We start from the raw sequence: 19148 nt of genomic DNA on the forward strand, positions 1-19148 counted from the left end.
ACAGGCTAGAAAATGTGACTGGCCAGCAGAAAAACCAGGGCATAACGGAACAATTTGCCGAGCCCGATCAAAATGAGAGAGCGCCAGAAGGAGAGGCGCAGCCAACCGGCCAACAGACAGAGACCATCACCGACCACCGGCGTCCAGGCAAGCAGCAGACACCAGTGACCATGTTGTTTGAGCCAGCCGAGGGCTTTTTGTTCCCCACGGCCTTGAAAATCTTCCGGTTTTTTCTTGAAGGTGGCGAGCCAGCCGAGCCACCAGGTGGTCATGGATCCGAGGGTATTGCCCAGCGTCGCCCACAGCAGCAGGCTCGCCATGCTCCACTCCCCCTTGGCCGCCATGGCTCCCAGCAGCACTTCCGAGCTGCCGGGCAGCAGGGTGGCGGAGGTAAACGCGCTTAAAAAGAGCCACCCCAGCCCCATATCCATCATCTCGCTCATCCGGGATAACCATCGGCGGCGGGCATGCGCAGCAGCAGCTTGCCGCGCACATGGCCCCCTTCGATAGCCTGATGGGCTAGCGCCCCCTCAGCCAGAGCGAACTCACCGGCGAGGGTGACCTTCACCTCCCCCTGACGCAGCAGCATCAACATCTGACCCAGCTGCTTCTGGTCGGGGTGAACCAGCATACCGACCACCTCGATACCCGCCGCAGCCCCAGCATCCTTGATCTGCTGGGCAGTGATGGTAGGCACAGTCACCAAGCGACCACCCGGTTTGACGCAGGCGATCGCCGCCTTGCCGCTCTCGCCGCCTACCAGATCCAGCACCAGATCGACCTGGCCGGCCTCTGCCACCACCTGAGCTGGCCAGTTCGCATCATGGTAATCCACCCTCCAGCGCGCCCCCAGTGCGTGCAGGAAGCCATGGTTGTCGGGGCTGGCGGTGGCCACCACCTCGGCGCCATAAGCGCTGGCAAACTGTACCGCAAGATGGCCGACACCACCGGCACCGGCGAGGATCAATACCCGCTGACCGCTCTGGAGGCCGCCGTGCTCAAGCAGCCCCTGCCAGGCGGTGAGACCGGCCAGCGGCAGCGCAGCTCCCTGCTGCAGGCTCACCCCGTCGAGCTTGACCAGCTCGCTCTCGCTTGCCACCACAGACTCCCCGTAGCCACCTGCGGTGAGGGGAAAACCGACCATGCCGCACACCCGATCCCCCTCGATCAGCGAGGTTACGCCGGGGCCTACCTTCTCCACCACGCCGGAGATGTCATAACCCGGTGTCCAGGGCAGCTTGTCCTTGTTCTGGGCCGCCGCCCAGCCAAGACCGGCGCGAGTTTTGGCATCGATGGGGTTGACCCCCGCAAAGCAGATGCGCACCCGCACTTCGCCATCGGCTGGCACCTTATCGAGGGAAGGGTTGAGCTTGAGTACCGAGGGGTCACCGAATGCGGTAATCTGTAGTTGCGTCATTGCACAATCCATCCTGTTGATTGATCAAGGGTCAACAGAATAACAGCGAGGACACCATGGCTCGAATGTTTCTTATTCCTCTGTTGCTGGCACTGGGGTGGTGGGCGTTTCTGCTCTACTTCCGCATCCCGCTCAAACAGGGGGCCAAGGGGTTTTACTGGATCATCGGCATCGGTGGCGGACTGGCCGCCTTCCTCAGCCTGATGATGGTGCTGACTCACTGAATTCCACAGCCACTCGATAACGAAAAAGGCCACCGCGTTCCGGTGGCCTTCTCACTATCCGGCTTGCTGCTCCAGCGCCGGATTGAGGTAGTAGTGGCGATTGCTCCCCTGCCCCAACACCCCTTGCGACAGCAGATGGTGGAACACCCGATCCACCTCCTCCAGCGAGAGTGACAAAGCCTGCGCCACCGAGCGCTTGCTGCACTTGAGCTCACCGCTCACCAGCGCTCCGCGTACCTGCGCCAGCACTTCAGGGGCTGGCTCTGGGGGCATGATGGGCTCGGGCTGGGCTGCCATCGCCAACGCTGCCTGCGCCTCTCTGCGAGCTTGATCCTGCTGCCAGCGCCACATCCGGCGAAAGCGGTTCTCCTCGCCGATCAGACTGACGAAAAAGGCACCGAACACGTCGAGCAGCACCGAGAGGAAGCAGACCAGCAGGAACTGCACCTGACTGATGCTCATCCCCACCCCGTCCGCCAGACTGCTCATCAGCCCCAACATGGAGGATTGTTCGTTGACCGGCTTGGCATCGCGCTGCTGACGCAGCTCATCCTGCTGCAAGCGCAGCTTGGTATTGGCGTGCTGCAACGAGGAGACGCCGCTGGAGATACGCTCCAGCTCGATGTATTTGCGGGCCGCCTCCTCGTTGAGCTGGATCTGCCGCTCGATGCTGGCGATCTGCTCGTCGAAACGGGCCAGTTCCCGTTCGTGGCGCGCCTGCTGGCTCAGTACCGTGTTGGTGGCGCTGTTGATGCCACCAATACTGCCGCCGATGGAGATAGCCGCCAACACGCTGTAGAACAACAGCGACCAGAAAGCGCCACTCAAATCCCGCCGCGCCTTGCGCTCGCCATACTCGTACCAGACATAAAACTTGCCCAGCTCGAAGATGATGGCCAAGCCGCCGAACAGCCACTTCATCAGCGGGTTGTCATCGATGGAGAGGAACAGCAGCAGGGAGAAGATAATGGAGGCCAGAATAGCCAACCCGGTGAAACTGTATACCGTCGTCAGAGCAAACCACCCCTTGGGGTAGCGCAATGTGGAGGAGTCCTGTGTGGTCATGATGAAGGGGTGTGCTGTGCAGGAAAAGTTGGCTGCCGATTATAGTCGCCAGACTCGCCCAGAGAAGGGCAAATGACTGAATTCCTTCAGATTGGCAACCAGCTGCCCAGAGTGCGACCAAAACGGACAAATCGGCAGCAGAAAAGCGATACAATCCCTCCCTGACTTGATCATGTAGTGAGATGGGGAACAGTTCCGCCCGGGTTCAGCTCCGGTCTGTACACTCATCCACCGTTGCAATTATCCGAGGCCATCATGAACAGTAAGAGCACTTTGCTACTCTCCCTTCTTCTGGTTACCGGCAGCGCCGCAGCGATCCAGCAATATCAAGAGAGCAGTGGCTCCGAATTCTCCGTCGATGAGCTTAAATTCAATCTGGACTGGGATGACAAGCAGTTCGGCTGGACCCAGAACGACTGCCTCGACTTGGGGGTCGGCGAAACCGCCCCGGCCGACTGCAGGGCAGTCAAATTCAATCTGGAAGATGAAGAGAACCGCAACCAGCCGCCGCAAACCAACCAGCTCCCTGCCAACGCGCAGAGTGGCCAATAACGACAGGAGTACCCTGGCGATGACCCAAGCCAAACACAACCCCGTTATCCAGCGTGGCGCCCTGCTGCTCTCCCTGCTCATGGCGCACGGCATCGCGGTTGCGGCACCGCCAAGCAAAAATAGCGATGGCATCAAGATCTCCGGTGATGACATCAAGATCAATCTCGACTGGGATGACAAAGAGTACGACTGGTGGCAGGACAACTGCCTGGATCTTGGCATTGGCGACAGCCGGATCAAACTCAACTGCGACAAGATGGATGGCAAGTACCGGGATCACTACAACCGCAGTATCCACAGCGGCAATAACCCCGGGCAAGGTCACGACAAACAGAAGGATAAAAACAAGGGCAACGGCAAGAAGAACTGAACGCCCTCTCCTGATGCAACAGGGGCTTGGCGCCCCTGTACTGATTGTTTTACCAATAATTCTCCGCACTGATATTGCCCGGCGCCCGGCGCAGATTCTTGGCCAACCCCAGTGCCAGCAAGGTCTGCTGGGTCTCTTTCACCATCTCCGGATTGCCGCAGATCAGCACTTGACTCAGCTCGGGTGAGAACTCCAACCCCACTCTAGCCTGCAGCTGACCATTGGCAATCGCCGCCGGGATCCGCCCTGCCATTGCATCGGGCCAAGGCTCGCGGCTGACAAAGGGGACATAGCGGAAGCGCGCGCCATATTGCTCGGCAAAGCTGGCAATCAAACCCTGATAGCTCAGCTCTTCGCCTTTGCGCACCCCGTGCACCAACACCAAATTCTCGAAACGGTTGAAGGCCTCACCCTCGGCCAACATGGAGAGGAAGGGGCCGATGGCAGTACCGGTCGAGAGCAGCCAGAGATCGCGCCCGGCGGGCACCTCATCCAGCGTCAGAAAGCCGGTGGCCTGGGATTGCACCAGCAGGGTATCGCCTGCTTGCAGCGAGCCGAGCGAGGGAGTCAGCTCACCGCTCGGGATCTCGACCAGATAGAACTCGTGGTATGGCGAAGAGGGGGGATTGACGAAGGAGTAGGCGCGCTGAATGCGGCGATCGCCCTGCTCGAGGGCCAGCTTGGTGAATTGGCCTGCCTTGTAGGGAGCCAGCTCGGCCGCTACCCGCAGGGAGAAAAGGGTGGGTGTCCATTCGATACGTTCGATGACGCGGCCTTCTACCCAAGCCATAAGGATCTCCTCCAGTGGAACAGACCTTCACTCTACCCCCGGGCCGGAAAATAAAAAACCCGCGCAAAAGCGCGGGTTTTTTCTGCAAAAGCGAATCGCTATTACAGGGCAACAACCTGGATCTGTACGGTTGCTTTAACGTCAGCGTGCAGCTGAACAGCAACTTCGTAGTCACCGGTGTTACGCAGAACGTTGCCCATGCGGACTTCGCTCTTGGCAACGGCTACGCCGGCAGCAGTGATGGCTTCAGCCACGTCACGGGTACCGATGGAACCGAACAGCTTGCCTTCGTCGCCAGACTTGGAAGCGATAACCACGGTAGCCAGTTCGGCCAGCTTGGCAGCACGCTCTTCAGCAGCAGCTTTGTTGGCAGCCAGTTTGGCTTCCAGCTCAGCGCGACGAGCACCGAAAGCTTCGATGTTGGCCTTGGTGGCCATAACAGCTTTGCCTTGCGGGATCAGGTAGTTACGGGCATAACCAGATTTCACGGAAACTTGGTCACCCAGACCGCCCAGTTTGGCGATTTTGTCGAGCAGGATAACTTGCATTACCTTTCCTCTATAAATTTCGTTGAGTTAGGCTTAAGTGCCGGGCCGATTCTTACTTGTTGTGCAGATCGGTGTACGGCAGCAGAGCCAGGTAACGAGCACGCTTGATGGCGCGTGCCAGCTGACGCTGATACTTGGCGCGGGTACCGGTGATACGGCTCGGTACGATCTTGCCAGATTCAGTGATGTAGTTTTTCAGAGTAACGATATCTTTGTAGTCGATCTCGGTAACGTTCTCGGCGGTGAAGCGGCAGAACTTACGACGACGGAAATAACGTGCCATGGCCTTTATCCTCTAGTCAGTGATCCAGAATTACTCTTCGGAAGCAGCTTCAGTAGCTTCTTCGCGGCGCTCGTCGTCACGACGGGTGAAGCGCTCTTCTTTGGCCTTGGCCATCGGAGAAACTTCAGTCACGGCGTGCTTGGTGCGCATGATCATGTTGCGGATAACGGCATCGTTGAAGCGGAAGTTGGTTTCCAGCTCATCGATAACGGCTTGCTCTGCTTCTACGTTCATCAGAACGTAGTGGGCTTTGTGCAGTTTGTCGATCGGGTAAGCCAGCTGACGGCGGCCCCAATCTTCCAGGCGATGAATTGTACCACCGGAGGTGGTGATGGCGCCGGTGTAACGCTCGATCATGCCGGGAACTTGCTCGCTCTGGTCCGGATGAACCATGAAGACGATTTCGTAATGACGCATTTTAGCTCCTTACGGATTAATTCAGCCTCCGCCCAGGTGCAGCCAGACCTCGGAGGCAAGGAACATAAAGGTGTTTAGTCGCTGCTTTTCTAGGGCGGCGTATTGTACGAAATCACATCCCTCACTGCAACTGACCGCCTCAAATGTTTTTCCCGATGGAAATCATCAGAAACAACAATTGATAATGATTATCACTTAGATCTATTCTCTCTCCATATCCTTATGGAGGGTGATGCCATGCAACCCGCACTGACGACTACGATTCCAGCCCGCAAATTCAAACTGACCCTGCTCGGGCCTGCCTTTATCGCCGCCATCGGCTATATCGATCCGGGCAACTTCGCCACCAATATTCAGGCGGGCTCTACCTTTGGCTACCAACTGCTCTGGGTGGTGGTATGGGCCAACCTGATGGCCATGCTGGTGCAGACCCTCTCGGCCAAACTTGGTATCGTCACCGGCAAGAATCTGGCGGAGCACATCCGCGACCGACTGCCAAAACCGGCGGTCTGGGCCTACTGGGTACAGGCAGAGATCATCGCCATGGCCACCGATCTCGCCGAATTTATCGGCGCCGCAGTCGGCTTCAAGCTGCTGCTTGGCGTGACCTTGCTTGAAGGAGCCTGTATCACCGCCGTAGTGACCTGGGGGATCCTGATGCTGCAATCCCGTGGTCAGAAACCGCTGGAGTTCGTGGTCGGTGGCCTGCTGCTGTTTGTCGCGGCGGCCTACATCGTCGAGCTGATCTTCTCCCGCCCCCATCTGCCCAGCCTGCTGGAGGGCGCCCTCTTCCCCGGTTTGCCCAACAGCGATGCCGTCTATCTGGCCGCCGGTGTGCTCGGTGCTACCGTGATGCCCCACGTTATCTACCTGCACTCGGCACTGACCCAGCACACGCAGGATCAGGGTTCAGTCAGCCAGCGGCTGCACACCACCCGGGTCGATGTGGCGATTGCCATGACTATCGCCGGCTTCGTCAATCTGGCGATGATGGCGATGGCGGCCGCCGCGTTCCACAGCTCGGGCCACCAGCAGGTGGCGGAGCTGGAATCCGCCTATCAGACCCTCACTCCACTGCTGGGTCAGGCTGCCGCGACCCTGTTTGGCCTCTCGCTGGTCGCCTCCGGCATCAGCTCTACCGTGGTAGGGACCCTGGCCGGGCAAGTGGTAATGCAGGGTTTTGTCCGCTTTACCATCCCGCTCTGGCTGCGTCGCGCCATCACCATGGCTCCCGCCTTCGTGGTAATCGCCATGGGACTCAACACCACCGAAATTCTGGTGTTGAGTCAGGTGATCCTGAGCTTTGGCATCGCGCTGGCCCTGATCCCGCTGTTGATGCTGACCGGCGATCGGACGCTGATGGGGCAACATCGCAACCATCCGGTCACACAAGCCGTCGGCCGCCTTATCGTTGCGCTGGTGATCGGGCTCAATGCCTATCTGTTGGTCGCCATGATCTAGCGAACCGTAAAACCGAGAAGAGAGGCTCATTAACTCTGGTTAATGAGCCTCTTCGCACTTTGGCGTATGCTGCCGCTTTCTCTTCTCATTTATCGTTGCGGGAGCCTTGCCATGGAACATACCCGAGCCAGCTTCGTACTGGGCCATCATCAAGAGCAGGCCAGCGTGGTCTGCTGCCAGCGCGGTGACACCACGCTGCTGGTCACCGACCTCACCCCCTTTCATCCCCAGAGCCACCTCTGGCCCGATCAGCCGGGGGATGTAGGCCATGTTCGCTGGGAAGGGGGCGAAGCCACCATTGGCCCTTGCCGAATGGGGGCCATCAGCCCGGATGGCGAGCTGTTCGTCGATACTGCCATTCCGGTCAAGCGGGGCGCAGAGGGATGGCGTTTCGTGGTGGTCCACCCGCTGACCGGTGACCATGAGCTGGCCGTTGGCAGCCAGGTCGAATTGCAAGTAGATAGCGCTGCCCGCCACGCCCTGAGCCTTGGCCATAGCGGTTGCCATCTGGCCGCGCTGGCGCTCAATCGAGTACTAACTCCCTACTGGCGCAAGGAGGTAAGCGAGCGCGATGCACTGGGCCAGCCCGACTTCGACCGTCTGGCTATTCAAAGCTCGCGGGTCGAGCCTTGCGGTTCGCGGGAGCAGTACCGAATCGGCAAGAGCCTGCGCAAGAAAGGGGTCAACAGCGAGGCACTGCTGGCAGATCTGGCGCTGATTGAAGAGAAGGTCAACCAGCAGCTGGCCGACTGGATCGCAGCCGGGAGCGAGATCCGCCGCAGCCGCGCTGGCGAGGCGATCATCGATTCCCGTTACTGGCACTGCATGCTGGAAGGCCAGGAGGTCACCATCCCCTGTGGCGGCACCCATGTTGCCTCGCTCGCCGAGTTGGGAGAGGTCAAGGTAGAGCTCAATCAAGTGGAGGAGGGCTTTGCCATGCTGACCCGGGTTACGCCAACCGGCGCCTGAGTCGCAGACTTGACCACTCAGGGCTACCGCCCAAGTAGGCAATAGAAAAGTATCGCAAAGAGGGGGCATCATCATGCCCCTCAACGCCAGTCATGACGGGCCGATGCTTCTCTTTTAACCAACCCCCTGATTAGAATGCGCCTCCCACAGGAGGCATATCCCCATGAGTAGTACTCAACTTCGCACCACCCCGGATCGACTTCGTTATCTGGTTCTCTACGAAGGCATCGGGCTGGCACTGGTCGCACCGCTGATCAGCCAGCTGTTCGGTCAGGGCGTCGCCGAGGTCGGTTCGCTGGCCATCTTCTTCTCCATCGTCGCCACCGCCTGGACCTATGGCTGGAACCTGTTGTTCGACAAGGGGTTGCTCAAACTTTGCGGGCGCACCAACAAGCGACCACTGGACCGCTTCCTGCACGCGTTTGGCTATGAGGCGAGCTTTATGATGCTCTCCCTCCCCTGCGTCATGTTCTGGCTCGATTTGGGAGTGTGGGACGCCCTGATGCTGGATCTCGGTTTCGCTGCCTTCTACCTCGTCTACATCATGGTCTTTACCTGGGCCTATGAGCGGATCTGGCCGCTGCCATCCAACCCGCAAACGGCATAAGGCCTCAGCCGCCACGAGGCTGACAGAAGGAAAAGTCAGGAAGGACTAATAGGAAGGATGGGAGAATCCCATAAAAACAATGCCAGTCAGCAAGCTGACTGGCATTGGACAAAACAGACTTTCGGACTTACTTGACGGCGTCTTTCAGAGCCTTGCCAGCCACGAATGAAGGCACGTTGGCAGCAGCAATCTGGATCTCTTTACCAGTTTGCGGGTTACGACCGGTGCGGCCTGCGCGGTGGGTGACCTTGAAGGTGCCAAAACCGACCAGTTGCACAGCATCGCCTTCTTTCAAGCTCTGGGTAATACCATTGATGATCTCTTCCAGAGCCACTTTGGCCTGAGCTTTGCTCAGATCTGCTTTGGCGGCAATCGCATCGACAAGTTGAGCTTTGTTCATAACATTTCCTTTATGATCGGGCATTTAGCGCTGGGTCACTCTATGCAAAAAAAAACTCACAGGCAAAGCCTTTATCGAGCCGAACGCGTCAAACGCTGGGGTTTTCATCAAGATCTGCGGAAATAGTCACATTCCACACGCGAAAAACCGTGAGTAGGCCTGAAACCTGCTAGCACGCAGACACAATCCACTGACTATTTCTTCGCCACTTAACATTATCCCCCCATGGCTATTGACGCTTGTCCAGATTTTCCCTAGTTATAGGTTGTGTCACTGCTCAAACGGCTCGGAATACCGAACAATCGGCCAGCCTTTGCCCCACGGAGGGATAGGGATTATGTTGACGAAACTGGAACAGACCAAGCAGGCGCTGGCAGGCAAGCATAAAGCTATCGACGACTGGCTGGATGCAAGGCAAGCGTTGCTGGTCGGATACATGCAGCTGGCAGGCCTCACTCCGGCGCGAACCAAGCAACGCAGCCTGCCCAAAACAGAAGAGCTGCATCAGTTTTGCGACCGCCTGGTCGACTATGTCAGCGCGGGCCATTTCGAAATCTACCACCACGTCGTCACCGCCTTCGAGCAAGCCAGCGGCGAAACACTGGAGCTGGCCAAGCGCATCTATCCCCATATTCGTAACAGCACTGAATTCGCCCTCGAGTTCAACGACAAATACAGTGATGCCGACGAGGCCCAATTGCTGCTACTGGATGATGATCTCAACGAGTTGGGGCCGGTTCTGGAAGAGCGGTTCAAACAGGAAGATCGCCTGGTCAAGGCGCTTCATGTGGTGGAATCCTTAAGTACCCAGCAAGCCTGAATGCCATTTTCGGAGCAAGTTCAAGATACTGGCAACCAAGGTGGATTACACTCAGAGCAATGACCCTAGCGTCCACACTTATTGCATACAGGAGATGAGCATGTCTGAGCGCCGCCGTTTTGCACGGATCCTCTACTTGACCATGGCAGAACTCACCCAGGGGGAACAGAAGTGGCAGACCCAGCTTGTCGACGTCTCCTTGCAGGGAGCCCTGCTGATCCGCCCCGACGACTGGGAGAGCCGTGACAACAAGGAGTACCAGCTCAGCTTTATCCTGAGCGGTAGCGATATCGAGATCAAAATGCAGGTCGAGCTGACCCACGAAGCCAGCAAAAAACTGGGTTTCTACTGCCACCACATCGATATCGACAGCGCCACCCATCTCAAGCGGATGATCGAGCTCAACGTCGGCGACGAAGAGCTGCTCCACCGCGAGCTGGAACAACTGCTGAGCGAACATCTGGAACATAGCCAGCCCTGATGGCAGGTGCCAGCCCATAAAAAAGAGCGCCGAGGCGCTCTTTTTTCGTTGTGCGGTTGTCTCGATTGCAATGCTGAGGGATTACAGCGCCTCGAGTGCCTCAGACAGCTTCTTGACCGGCACCACTTCCATCCCTTCGATGGGATGCTTGGGGGCATTGGCGTGCGGCACGATGGCACGACGAAAACCGTGTTTGGCCGCCTCCTGCAACCGCTCCTGGCCGGACGGCACAGGGCGAATTTCACCGGAAAGACCCACTTCGCCGAACACCACCAGATCCTTGGGCAGCGCCTGGTCCCGGAAGCTGGAGACCATCGCCAGCAGCAGCGCCAGATCCGCACTGGTCTCCTCGACCTTGACCCCGCCGACCACGTTGATGAAGACATCCTGATCCGCCATCTGCAACCCGCCGTGACGGTGCAGCACCGCCAGCAACATGGCGAGCCGGTTGTGATCCATCCCCACCGCCACCCGGCGCGGGTTGGAGAGCTGGGAGTAGTCCACCAGCGCCTGCAACTCCACCAGCAGCGGCCGGGTGCCCTCCCAGATCACCATGACGATGGAACCAGGCGCCTGCTCCTGCCCCCGGCTGAGGAAGATGGCGGAGGGGTTGCTCACCTCGCGCATCCCCTGTTCAGTCATGGCAAAGACCCCCAGCTCGTTGACCGCACCGAAGCGGTTCTTGTGAGAGCGCAGGGTACGAAAACGGGAGTCATGGCCACCATCGAGCAGCACAGAGCAGTCGATGCAGTGCTCCAGCACCTTGGGACCCGCCAGACTGCCATCCTTGGTCACATGACCCACCATAAAGATGGCCACATGGTTCTGTTTGGCATAGCGGGTCAGCAGCGCTGCCGCTTCGCGCACCTGAGAGACAGAACCGGGGGACGATTGCACATCCGCCACATGCATCACCTGAATGGAGTCAATCACCATGATCTGCGGCTGCTCCTGCTGGGCAATCAGGCAGATCTGCTCGACGCTGGTCTCGGAAAGCATCCGCAGCTTGTCGGTAGGTAGCCCAAGGCGGTTGGCCCGCATCGCCACCTGCTGGAGCGACTCCTCACCAGTGACATAGAGGGTTTTCATCCGTTCAGCGAGACCACACATGGTTTGCAGCAGCAAGGTCGACTTGCCCGCCCCCGGGTTGCCGCCGATCAGAATGGCCGAGCCTGGCACCACACCGCCACCAAGCACCCGATCCAGCTCCTTGAAACCTGAGGTAAAACGGGGAATTTCGGTGGTGGCGATCTCTGCCAGTGTCTGTACCTGACTGCCGACCGCGCCGGCATAACCGGTGTAACGGGCACTCTTGCCAGCGGGGCTCACCGAACCGAGGCGCACCTCGGTGATGGTATTCCACTCCTTGCATTCGCTGCATTGACCTTGCCAGCGTGTGAAGTCGGCACCACATTCGGAACAAACATAAGCAGTTTTATTTTTGGCCATTGATAACTCGGGGACAGGATGAATTCCTGCTTGATATACTTGTTTGCGACCGACAGATCAAACCCAGAATCGGAAAAGTGACTTTCCGTGGCAGGAACAAATGGATTCAGAACACCAGCAACATCTGATTGAACAACTCGTCCCCTTGCTGCGGGAGAAAGATTTCGAGGAGATCTTCAACCGCATGACTCAGGAGGAAAACAGCAACAGCCGTTTTCTGATCAAGATGGAGCTCAAGCGCAAGTGCTCCCCCTGCCGCAGGGTCATCGACATGCGCGATGAGCTGGAGGATGAGTGCCTGGTACATGAGTTCGACAGCATCACTCACTTCATGCCCGCCGATGCGATTGCCCTGTTCCAGTCCCAGTGCTATCTCTACCGCGATATCTATACCCTCGGTGTCTACGAGGCGCTGCAACAGTGGCAAAAACAGCACCACAACGCCCGCGTGGATGGTCAGCTGTCTCCGCCGGCCAGCCCCTTCCGGCAATATGATGTCAACACCATCGCCTTTGCCAGCTACTACGGCCGCCGCCAGGAGCGGATGCACTTCAGCTCACCGGTGCTGATCAAGTTTCAGGACGGAGAGAAGCTGTTCGCCAAGAGTTCAGATCTCTCGCTGGGTGGCATGCGGGTCTCGGTTCCCTATCTGCCGAACTATCACACCGGCGCCCAGGTGGAGGTCTTCTTTACCGGACTGGAGCGGGACACCCCTAATCCGGTGCTGCACCAGCCGGTCGGCTATCAGATCCTTGGCGAAGAGAGCAAAGAGGGGAAATACTGGCTGCGACTGGTGCGCTCCGGCGAACAGCCAGCCTTTGATGCCTTCCTCAGCGACTTTATCGACGCCAACAAAATCCGCTATCGGGTCAGCGTCGACTATCTGCTCTCCGCCGCCATCATCAAGGGGTATGAGCAGTTCTATCTGCCGCGGATGACCGGCATGCCGCTCTTCTTCGGCACCGGCGACAGCCCCAATCTCGAGATTGCCCTGCGCACGGAAAACAACCAGCACCTGCTGGAGTATTGGCGCGATGAGAAAAACCGCGATGCCCTCGCGGGGCTTTTCAGCGCGGAGCGGATGAAACGGCTCTGCCCGGCCCCCGGCACCACCACCGAGACCATCATCTACTGCTTTACCCACACGGTGCGCAGCCACATCTACTTCTTCTCCGCCACCGCCGAGGAGCTGCGCCAGAGTGGCCTCACCGCCCTCTTCTTCCAGGTAGGCTCCCGCCGCCCCAGCTGGCGAGTCTACAAGTTCACGCTGGAGGCGTGCGATCTGATCGAAGCAGATGTGGGACAACTGCAGGGGCAGGACAACCCGCAGTTGCAAGACATCCTGCTGCTCGAGCGGCTCAAGCAGGTCGGCTACTGCGGCCTGCTGCAGGAGATCGGCCTGGAGTCCCAGCGGGAAGAGTTCCATCAGGAAGGGGTCAGCAACAACGCCAACGAGCTGCAACGCTTTGGTCACGAACAGGGGGTTGCTCCGTTCGAGATCGAAACCCTGCACTATGTTCAGCTGCGCAAGGAGTCGCGCTATATCCACAAGACCGCGGTCGCCATCCATCACAACGGCAAATCCTGGATCGGCTGGACTCGCGACATCTCGACTCACGGCCTGCAAATCGAGCTGGAAGATGCCTTTATCGGCGAGAAGAACGATGTGGTGACCATCGCCCTGCCCCGCTTGCAGGAGCTCTCCAAGAGCATGGATCTGCAGCGCCTCTCCTATCGGCTGGTCAGCCTCAACATGACCCGCACCGTGCTGCACCTCTGCATCGAAGGGGATTCGGATCGCCATACCGGCCGCCAGTTCTTCAGCCTGCTGATCGAGAGCAACCAGAACAAGCTCAAGGCGGCGCAGGAGCAGCGTCGCTATCGCGGGCTAGCGCGGGCACTGCGCAACATCTACACCCACCACCTGTTCAACTCGCCGGTCTACGTCAACAAGCTGAAAGGCGCGCCCAAACCGGCCTCCATCGGCAAGTCTCTGCAACCGCGCAGTCTGCAGCGGCTGCTGCAAGCCTGTGCCGAGCTGCCGGAGCAGGAGAACCTCTACCCGCTGTTTCAGGGGGAGCTGCTCAAGGAGCTGCTGATGAACCCGCTGCGTGCCATCGAGCGGGAGGACAAACCGAGAGAAGACGAGGTCTATATCGCCAGCATCCAGACCAAGGCCGGCCTGCCCATCTTCAGCAGCCGGCTGGCCAGCAGCTTTGCCAACGTCAAAGAGAAGCGTCAGTTCATCGAGCTGGCGCAGCAACAGGGGGAGTTCTACTCGGTGATGGTCGGCATCTCCCGTACCGGACGGCCCGACACCAACTTCATCGCCAACGAGCTGGACTACATCGCCAAGTTCGCCATCCACAAGGCGCGCAAGCTGGAAGAGGAGCTGTGGAGCGTGGTGGGGGTGGGCGAGCTGACCGATACCACCCAGGCCACCTTGTTCCGCTTTGGCATCACGCCACCACTGAACTGATGATCCGGAAACAGACAAAAATGAAACAGGGCGCTCGAGGCGCCCTGTTTTTTGTCATGCCGCCTGCGGGTTAAGCAGCCAGTCGAGGATCTGGGGAAAGTGATCCTCCTGCGCCTGCGGGGCGGTCAGCATGTTGATGTGGTCATAATCGAGGCAGTTGCCATTGTCCCGCCCCAATCGGGTGTGACGCGTGACCGACCCCATCTCGTCGCTGAAACGGCGCACATCGGTCGGGTGACCCAGCACCTTGTCCGCTTTGGCCGAAATCATCCAGAGCGGTGGCCAGTTGACCCGTGCCGCCGCCTCGTCATAGGCAAAACCGTCGTGAGGATCCTGCCAGGGGCCGCACTTGACCCAGGGGATGGTCTCCTGCAGATAGCGCAGCGGCTCGTCGTCAGCACCGATCTTCAGAGTGCGAGCCGCCAGAAAACCACGGCGGCGGGCCAGCCAGGGGGCCAGCCGATTCCAGATCAGATCTACCTTCAGCCAGCGCTCGGGATTGTGCACCGACACGCCGCGCTTGGTGCCAAAAAACAGCAGACTGGCCACCTGCTCCGCCAGCTCGGGGAAGCGCACCAGGGTCGAGGCCATGATGACACCGCCCCAGGAGTGGGCCACCCAGTGCACCTTGAAGCCATGATGGCGCTCGGCAATCCAGCGCTGCAGGGCGGGCAGATCCTCGGTGATCAGCTCATGCTGACCGTGCTCCGCCTGCTCGGCGATGGCCGGAGTGCTGAGCCCCCGCCCCCGCAAATCAGCCACATAGACCTGATAGCCGTGACGGGCCAGAAAGCAGGCCAGCCCCTTGCCCGATTCGGTATAGAAGATCCGCCCGTTCTCGATGGCGCCATGCACCATCAGGATCGGCTCTCCATGCACTGCGACCCGGGGTTTGATGTGGCGCACATGCAATTGATGGCCACCACAGGGGATAAACAGAGACTGCTGCAACAATTCCATTTTTATTGGTTTCCTCCTTGAAACACTGTCAGCGCTTGTCCCAACGTTGCTCGCTGCAGGCCCGCGCCGCCAGCAGGCAGATCACCCCCTCCAGATCGTGATGATTGAGGGTGGCCGCCGCCTGCGCCCGCACCAGCGGCTTGGCGTGAATGGCGATGCCAAGACCCGCGACCCCCATCATCTTGAGATCGTTGGCACCATCGCCGATGGCCACGGTCTGGTCGGCAGCAATGCCGTACTCCTGAGCAAGCTGTTGCAACATCTCGGCCTTGACGCTGGCGTCAACGATGCGCCCGCTCACCTTGCCGGTCAGCTGACCCCCTTCCACCGCCAGCTCGTTGGCGAAGATGGCATCGAGCCCCAGCTCGCGCTGCAACTGGCCAGCAAAACGGGTAAAACCGCCGGAGGCGATGGCCACACGCCACCCCGCCTGTTTGAGGATATCGACCATCAGCTGCAAGCCCGGCATCCAGGGCATCCATGCCGCCACCTCGTCGAGAATGGTGACCGGCGCCCCTGCCAGCAGGGCCACCCGATTGCACAGGCTGTCGGAAAACTCCAGCTTGCCCTGCATGGCTGCGGCCGTCACTGCCGCCACCTGCTCGCCAACCCCGGCAAGCCGGGCAATCTCGTCGATGCACTCGATGCGGATCGCGGTGGAGTCCATATCCATCACCAGCAGGCCGGGCTCCTTCAGGGTAGGTAACGCTGGCAGATGGCAGAGATCGATCTCCCACTCACCGCTCTTGAGCTCGGCCACCAGCTCGGCAGAGAAGCGATCGCAGCCAAGCAGCAGCAACGGCACGCCCGCCACCTCGGTGGGAGGATAGAGGGTGGCTGCCAACTCCTGCGCAGCCAACAGTGGCGACAGGCGCGCCAGATGGGAGGCACCCAGCCCCTTGCCAAACAGCACCAACCAGCCGCCAGCCTGCGGAGTCTCTGTCGGTTGCAACGCATCTGCGTTGAGCTGCCAACAGGGTGAGCCTGACAACAACGCGGGCCAATCGGATAACAGAGGGGGGAGCCGGGACAACAACATAAGGGATACGCCTTCCTTGGTGATCAGGGGGTTAACAATGCTGGCCCAGAGTAGCGTATTGCTTTTTGTACAGGCAAGCGCCAAGATCCCGCCACTCCTTGTTACCATGAGGTCTCGCGCTTGCAGCGTCATCTTCCCATCAAACGTGTTCTCAGCCTGGGTGCCGGTATCCTGCTCGGATGCTGGGTGCTCGGTGTGCTCATTCATATGCAGGGTGAAAGCCAGGCCTCGCTGCACAGCGAAGCGCGCAACCGGGCACAGGCGCTGGTCGCCTATGCCTCCCGCGACATGAAGCGCTGGATCAAGGAGGAGAAGAGCAGCGAGCTGGAGCGTCTGGCGCGGGATCTGGCGGCGGAGCCGGAGATCCTTGATGCCACCCTCTACGATGGACGCGGCATTCCCCTCGCCCAGTCTGAGCAGGCGGTGCCGCTGGAGAGCCTGCTGCCCATCGGCAGCGATAACAAGTCACTGCCGGAGCAGGGCAAGGGGCGGATCCAGTTCGTACAGGAGATCCGGGATGGCGAGCAGACCATCGGCTTCCTGCGCATCACCCTGGAAGAGCAGCAGATGCTGGCAGACAAGGACACCCGGCTCAAGGTGGTGCAGACACCCGGAGAAACAGCGCCTGATGCTGCTGGTCGCCCTGCTGGCCGGAGTGCTCATCTCCTACGGCGTACGCCGCAACTACATGCGGGTGCGCAAGCACAAGAAAAAGAGTACGCCCCCCTCGCCACCTCCGGAAAATTGATGGCGCAACCAGAGAGCAGATACAAAAACGGCGGCCAGAAGGCCGCCGTTTCTTATTCGCAAGGGAATTACTTGTCGCCCAGCAGGACGGAATCCAGTGCGATTTCGATCATGTCGTTGAAGGTCAGCTGACGCTCTTCAGAGGTGGTCTGCTCACCGGTACGGATATGGTCGGAGACGGTGCAGATGGTCAGTGCCTTGGCACCGTACTCTGCGGCCACGCCGTAGATACCTGCGGCTTCCATCTCGACACCCAGGATGCCGTATTTTTCCATGACGTCGAACATGGAGGGGTCCGGGGTGTAGAACAGGTCGGCGGAGAAGATGTTACCGACGCGCACGGCAACGCCCTTGTTCTTGGCGGCCTGCACGGCATTGGCAACCAGATCGAAGTCGGCGATGGCAGCGAAGTCGTGATCCTTGAAGCGCAGACGGTTTACTTTGGAATCGGTGCAGGCACCCATACCGATCACCACGTCACGCAGTTTCACGTCTTCACGCACAGCGCCACAGGAGCCCACGCGGATCAGGGTCTTCACACCGTAATCGGTGATCAGCTCTTTTGCGTAGATGGAGCAGGACGGGATACCCATGCCGTGGCCCATCACGGAGATACGACGGCCCTTGTAGGTACCGGTGAAACCGAACATGTTGCGCACGTCGCAGATCTGCTCAACGTTCTCCAGGAAAGTTTCAGCGATGTACTTGGCGCGCAGGGGGTCGCCCGGCATCAGCACGGTATCAGCAAAGGCGCCATCTTTCGCATTGATATGAGGAGTTGCCATTCTCTTGATTCCTTCACACTAGGTTGAGTTTTATTGTTTTATAAATTGCCCGCCGCCGAAGTGGCGGGCGGGTAAATTACAGGAAGCTGGTACCGTACGCCAGTTTCGGCAGGCCGTGGTAAGCCGCGATGCTCTGGCCGATATCGGCAAAGGTCTCGCGACGACCGACGGAGCCAGCCTTGACCGGCTTGCCGAAGAACAGCACCGGAATGTATTCGCGGGTGTGGTCGGTGCCACCCCAGGTCGGGTCACAGCCGTGGTCGGCAGTCAGCACCACCACATCGCCATCTTGCAGCAGCTCAAATAGCTCGGGCAGGCGGGAATCGAAATACTCCAGCGCACCGGCATAACCGGCAACATCACGGCGGTGGCCGTAGGAGGAGTCGAAGTCCACAAAGTTGGTGAAGACGATGGTGTTATCACCGGCCGCTTTCACCTCTTCCAGCGTGCGATCCCACAGCTCGGTCAGACCGGTCCCTTTCACCTGCTTGGTGATGCCCTGCTGGGCATAGATGTCGGCAATCTTGCCGATAGACCACCTGACCGCCCGCATCTTTCATGTAATCCAGCACAGTCGGCGCCGGCGGCAGCACTGAGTAGTCGTGACGGTTACCGGTACGCTTGAAGTTACCCTTGCCAGTGCCTACGAACGGACGCGCAATCACGCGGCCGATGTTGTAGGGCTCCAACAACTCGCGCACGATGTGGCACAGCTCATAGAGCTTCTCGAGGCCGTAGGTCTCTTCGTGGCAGGCAATCTGGAACACGGAGTCGGCAGAGGTGTAGAGGATCGGCTTGCCGGTCTTCATGTGCTCTTCGCCCAGATCATCCAGCACCTGGGTACCGGAGGCGTGGCAGTTGCCGAGATAACCCGGCAGACCAGCCTTCTCGACGATGGCGTCCAGCAGCTCCTGCGGGAAGCTGTTGTGGTGATCGGTGAAGTAGCCCCACTCGAACAGCACGGGCACACCGGCGATCTCCCAGTGACCGGACGGGGTATCCTTGCCGGAGGAGAGCTCCTGAGCAAAGCCGTAGGCACCGACCACCTCGATATCTTTTTTCAGCCCTTCCGGGAAGTAGCCGGAGGCCTGCTCGCAGGCGTGGCCCAGACCCAGCTTGTTGAGGTTCGGCAGATTGAGGGCGCCACGGCCTTCAATTTCACCTGCCGCACACGCCTTGGCGATATGGCCAAGGGTGTTGGCGCCCACATCTCCGAACTTGTCGGCGTCGGCAGCAGCGCCAATACCGAAAGAGTCCATCATCAGAATAAAGGTACGTTTCATGG

Annotated in this window: 21 protein-coding genes and 2 pseudogenes; 10 read left to right on the top strand and 13 right to left on the bottom strand. The window is 59.3% G+C overall.

Features of this window, described 5'->3' with window-relative positions:
- Positions 1 to 5 precede the first annotated feature (5 nt).
- Positions 6 to 443 (bottom strand): YqaA family protein, encoded by a 438-nt coding sequence (locus tag ACTG27_RS13220; protein ID WP_058058683.1) that lies wholly within the window; start codon positions 441 to 443, stop codon positions 6 to 8.
- On the bottom strand, positions 440 to 1417 hold the full coding sequence (locus ACTG27_RS13225) for an NADP-dependent oxidoreductase (RefSeq protein ID WP_439979787.1): 978 nt from the start codon (positions 1415 to 1417) through the stop codon (positions 440 to 442). The genes ACTG27_RS13220 and ACTG27_RS13225 overlap by 4 nt, the downstream gene beginning before the upstream one ends.
- A 56-nt stretch (positions 1418 to 1473) precedes the next feature.
- On the opposite strand from ACTG27_RS13225, the gene ACTG27_RS13230 reads away from it, so the two are divergent.
- A complete protein-coding gene (locus ACTG27_RS13230; RefSeq protein ID WP_005308905.1) occupies positions 1474 to 1641 on the top strand; it encodes a hypothetical protein in 168 nt (55 codons plus the stop codon).
- Positions 1642 to 1695: 54 nt separating this feature from the next.
- Here the strand turns inward: ACTG27_RS13230 and ACTG27_RS13235 are convergent, their stop codons facing one another.
- A complete protein-coding gene (locus ACTG27_RS13235; RefSeq protein WP_058058685.1) occupies positions 1696 to 2706 on the bottom strand; it encodes a hypothetical protein in 1011 nt (336 codons plus the stop codon).
- Positions 2707 to 2961: 255 nt separating this feature from the next.
- Between ACTG27_RS13235 and ACTG27_RS13240 the strand changes: the two genes are divergently transcribed.
- Positions 2962 to 3258 (top strand): hypothetical protein, encoded by a 297-nt coding sequence (locus ACTG27_RS13240; protein WP_439979788.1) that lies wholly within the window; start codon positions 2962 to 2964, stop codon positions 3256 to 3258.
- Positions 3259 to 3277: 19 nt separating this feature from the next.
- Complete coding sequence (locus ACTG27_RS13245; protein ID WP_162507950.1) at positions 3278 to 3628, top strand: hypothetical protein; 351 nt, start codon at positions 3278 to 3280, stop codon at positions 3626 to 3628.
- A 49-nt stretch (positions 3629 to 3677) separates the two neighbouring features.
- On the opposite strand, the gene ACTG27_RS13250 is transcribed toward ACTG27_RS13245, so the two are convergent.
- The 4 genes from ACTG27_RS13250 to rpsF all read right to left on the bottom strand — a co-directional run bounded on the left by ACTG27_RS13250 (position 3678) and on the right by rpsF (position 5666).
- Positions 3678 to 4418, bottom strand: coding sequence for a ferredoxin--NADP reductase (locus tag ACTG27_RS13250; RefSeq protein ID WP_150996058.1), 741 nt, complete (start codon positions 4416 to 4418; stop codon positions 3678 to 3680).
- Between the two features lie 101 nt (positions 4419 to 4519).
- Entirely contained in the window at positions 4520 to 4966 is a 447-nt protein-coding gene (gene rplI / locus ACTG27_RS13255) for a 50S ribosomal protein L9 (RefSeq protein WP_005340490.1), read from the bottom strand.
- 52 nt (positions 4967 to 5018) lie between these two features.
- Positions 5019 to 5249: a 30S ribosomal protein S18 gene (gene rpsR / locus ACTG27_RS13260; RefSeq protein WP_005308890.1), complete on the bottom strand. Its 231-nt coding sequence runs from the start codon at positions 5247 to 5249 to the stop codon at positions 5019 to 5021.
- A 30-nt stretch (positions 5250 to 5279) separates the two neighbouring features.
- Complete coding sequence (rpsF, locus tag ACTG27_RS13265; protein WP_005308887.1) at positions 5280 to 5666, bottom strand: 30S ribosomal protein S6; 387 nt, start codon at positions 5664 to 5666, stop codon at positions 5280 to 5282.
- Positions 5667 to 5903: 237 nt separating this feature from the next.
- On the opposite strand from rpsF, the gene ACTG27_RS13270 reads away from it, so the two are divergent.
- From ACTG27_RS13270 to ACTG27_RS13280, 3 genes are all read left to right on the top strand, one after another.
- Positions 5904 to 7127: an Nramp family divalent metal transporter gene (locus ACTG27_RS13270; RefSeq protein ID WP_439979789.1), complete on the top strand. Its 1224-nt coding sequence runs from the start codon at positions 5904 to 5906 to the stop codon at positions 7125 to 7127.
- 111 nt (positions 7128 to 7238) lie between these two features.
- Complete coding sequence (locus tag ACTG27_RS13275; RefSeq protein ID WP_439979790.1) at positions 7239 to 8096, top strand: hypothetical protein; 858 nt, start codon at positions 7239 to 7241, stop codon at positions 8094 to 8096.
- A 163-nt stretch (positions 8097 to 8259) separates the two neighbouring features.
- Positions 8260 to 8703: a PACE efflux transporter gene (locus tag ACTG27_RS13280; RefSeq protein WP_439979791.1), complete on the top strand. Its 444-nt coding sequence runs from the start codon at positions 8260 to 8262 to the stop codon at positions 8701 to 8703.
- 127 nt (positions 8704 to 8830) lie between these two features.
- Here ACTG27_RS13280 and hupA read toward each other — a convergent pair whose 3' ends face one another.
- Positions 8831 to 9103 carry a nucleoid-associated protein HU-alpha gene (hupA, locus tag ACTG27_RS13285; RefSeq protein WP_005340484.1) on the bottom strand — a complete coding sequence of 91 codons (273 nt, stop codon included), beginning with the start codon at positions 9101 to 9103 and terminating at the stop codon, positions 8831 to 8833.
- A gap of 337 nt (positions 9104 to 9440) precedes the next feature.
- Between hupA and ACTG27_RS13290 the strand changes: the two genes are divergently transcribed.
- Together ACTG27_RS13290 and ACTG27_RS13295 are read left to right on the top strand one after the other, a co-directional pair.
- The gene (locus tag ACTG27_RS13290) at positions 9441 to 9923 is read left to right on the top strand and encodes an Rsd/AlgQ family anti-sigma factor (RefSeq protein ID WP_005348975.1); all 483 of its coding nucleotides are present in this window, start codon (positions 9441 to 9443) and stop codon (positions 9921 to 9923) included.
- Between the two features lie 100 nt (positions 9924 to 10023).
- Positions 10024 to 10404, top strand: a complete 381-nt coding sequence (locus ACTG27_RS13295; RefSeq protein ID WP_005340482.1) for a PilZ domain-containing protein — start codon at positions 10024 to 10026, stop codon at positions 10402 to 10404.
- An 81-nt stretch (positions 10405 to 10485) separates the two neighbouring features.
- On the opposite strand, the gene radA is transcribed toward ACTG27_RS13295, so the two are convergent.
- A complete protein-coding gene (gene radA / locus ACTG27_RS13300) occupies positions 10486 to 11853 on the bottom strand; it encodes a DNA repair protein RadA (RefSeq protein ID WP_005340481.1) in 1368 nt (455 codons plus the stop codon).
- Between the two features lie 100 nt (positions 11854 to 11953).
- Between radA and ACTG27_RS13305 the strand changes: the two genes are divergently transcribed.
- Positions 11954 to 14332 carry a PilZ domain-containing protein gene (locus tag ACTG27_RS13305; RefSeq protein WP_439979792.1) on the top strand — a complete coding sequence of 793 codons (2379 nt, stop codon included), beginning with the start codon at positions 11954 to 11956 and terminating at the stop codon, positions 14330 to 14332.
- Positions 14333 to 14386: 54 nt separating this feature from the next.
- Here the strand turns inward: ACTG27_RS13305 and ACTG27_RS13310 are convergent, their stop codons facing one another.
- Both ACTG27_RS13310 and serB read right to left on the bottom strand, forming a co-directional pair.
- The gene (locus tag ACTG27_RS13310; protein ID WP_439979793.1) at positions 14387 to 15292 is read right to left on the bottom strand and encodes an alpha/beta hydrolase family protein; all 906 of its coding nucleotides are present in this window, start codon (positions 15290 to 15292) and stop codon (positions 14387 to 14389) included.
- 28 nt (positions 15293 to 15320) lie between these two features.
- A complete protein-coding gene (gene serB / locus ACTG27_RS13315; protein WP_439979794.1) occupies positions 15321 to 16331 on the bottom strand; it encodes a phosphoserine phosphatase SerB in 1011 nt (336 codons plus the stop codon).
- 120 nt (positions 16332 to 16451) lie between these two features.
- Between serB and ACTG27_RS13320 the strand changes: the two are divergent.
- Positions 16452 to 17079, top strand: a pseudogene (locus ACTG27_RS13320) (AhpA/YtjB family protein).
- Between the two features lie 67 nt (positions 17080 to 17146).
- Here ACTG27_RS13320 and deoD read toward each other — a convergent pair.
- Both deoD and ACTG27_RS13330 read right to left on the bottom strand, forming a co-directional pair.
- Positions 17147 to 17863 carry a purine-nucleoside phosphorylase gene (gene deoD / locus ACTG27_RS13325; RefSeq protein WP_005340471.1) on the bottom strand — a complete coding sequence of 239 codons (717 nt, stop codon included), beginning with the start codon at positions 17861 to 17863 and terminating at the stop codon, positions 17147 to 17149.
- A 76-nt stretch (positions 17864 to 17939) separates the two neighbouring features.
- Positions 17940 to 19146: pseudogene (locus ACTG27_RS13330) on the bottom strand (phosphopentomutase).
- Positions 19147 to 19148 lie beyond the last annotated feature (2 nt).

Origin of the sequence: Aeromonas sp. 97A, assembly GCF_051919185.1 — a bacterium.
GTDB lineage: Bacteria > Pseudomonadota > Gammaproteobacteria > Enterobacterales > Aeromonadaceae > Aeromonas > Aeromonas veronii.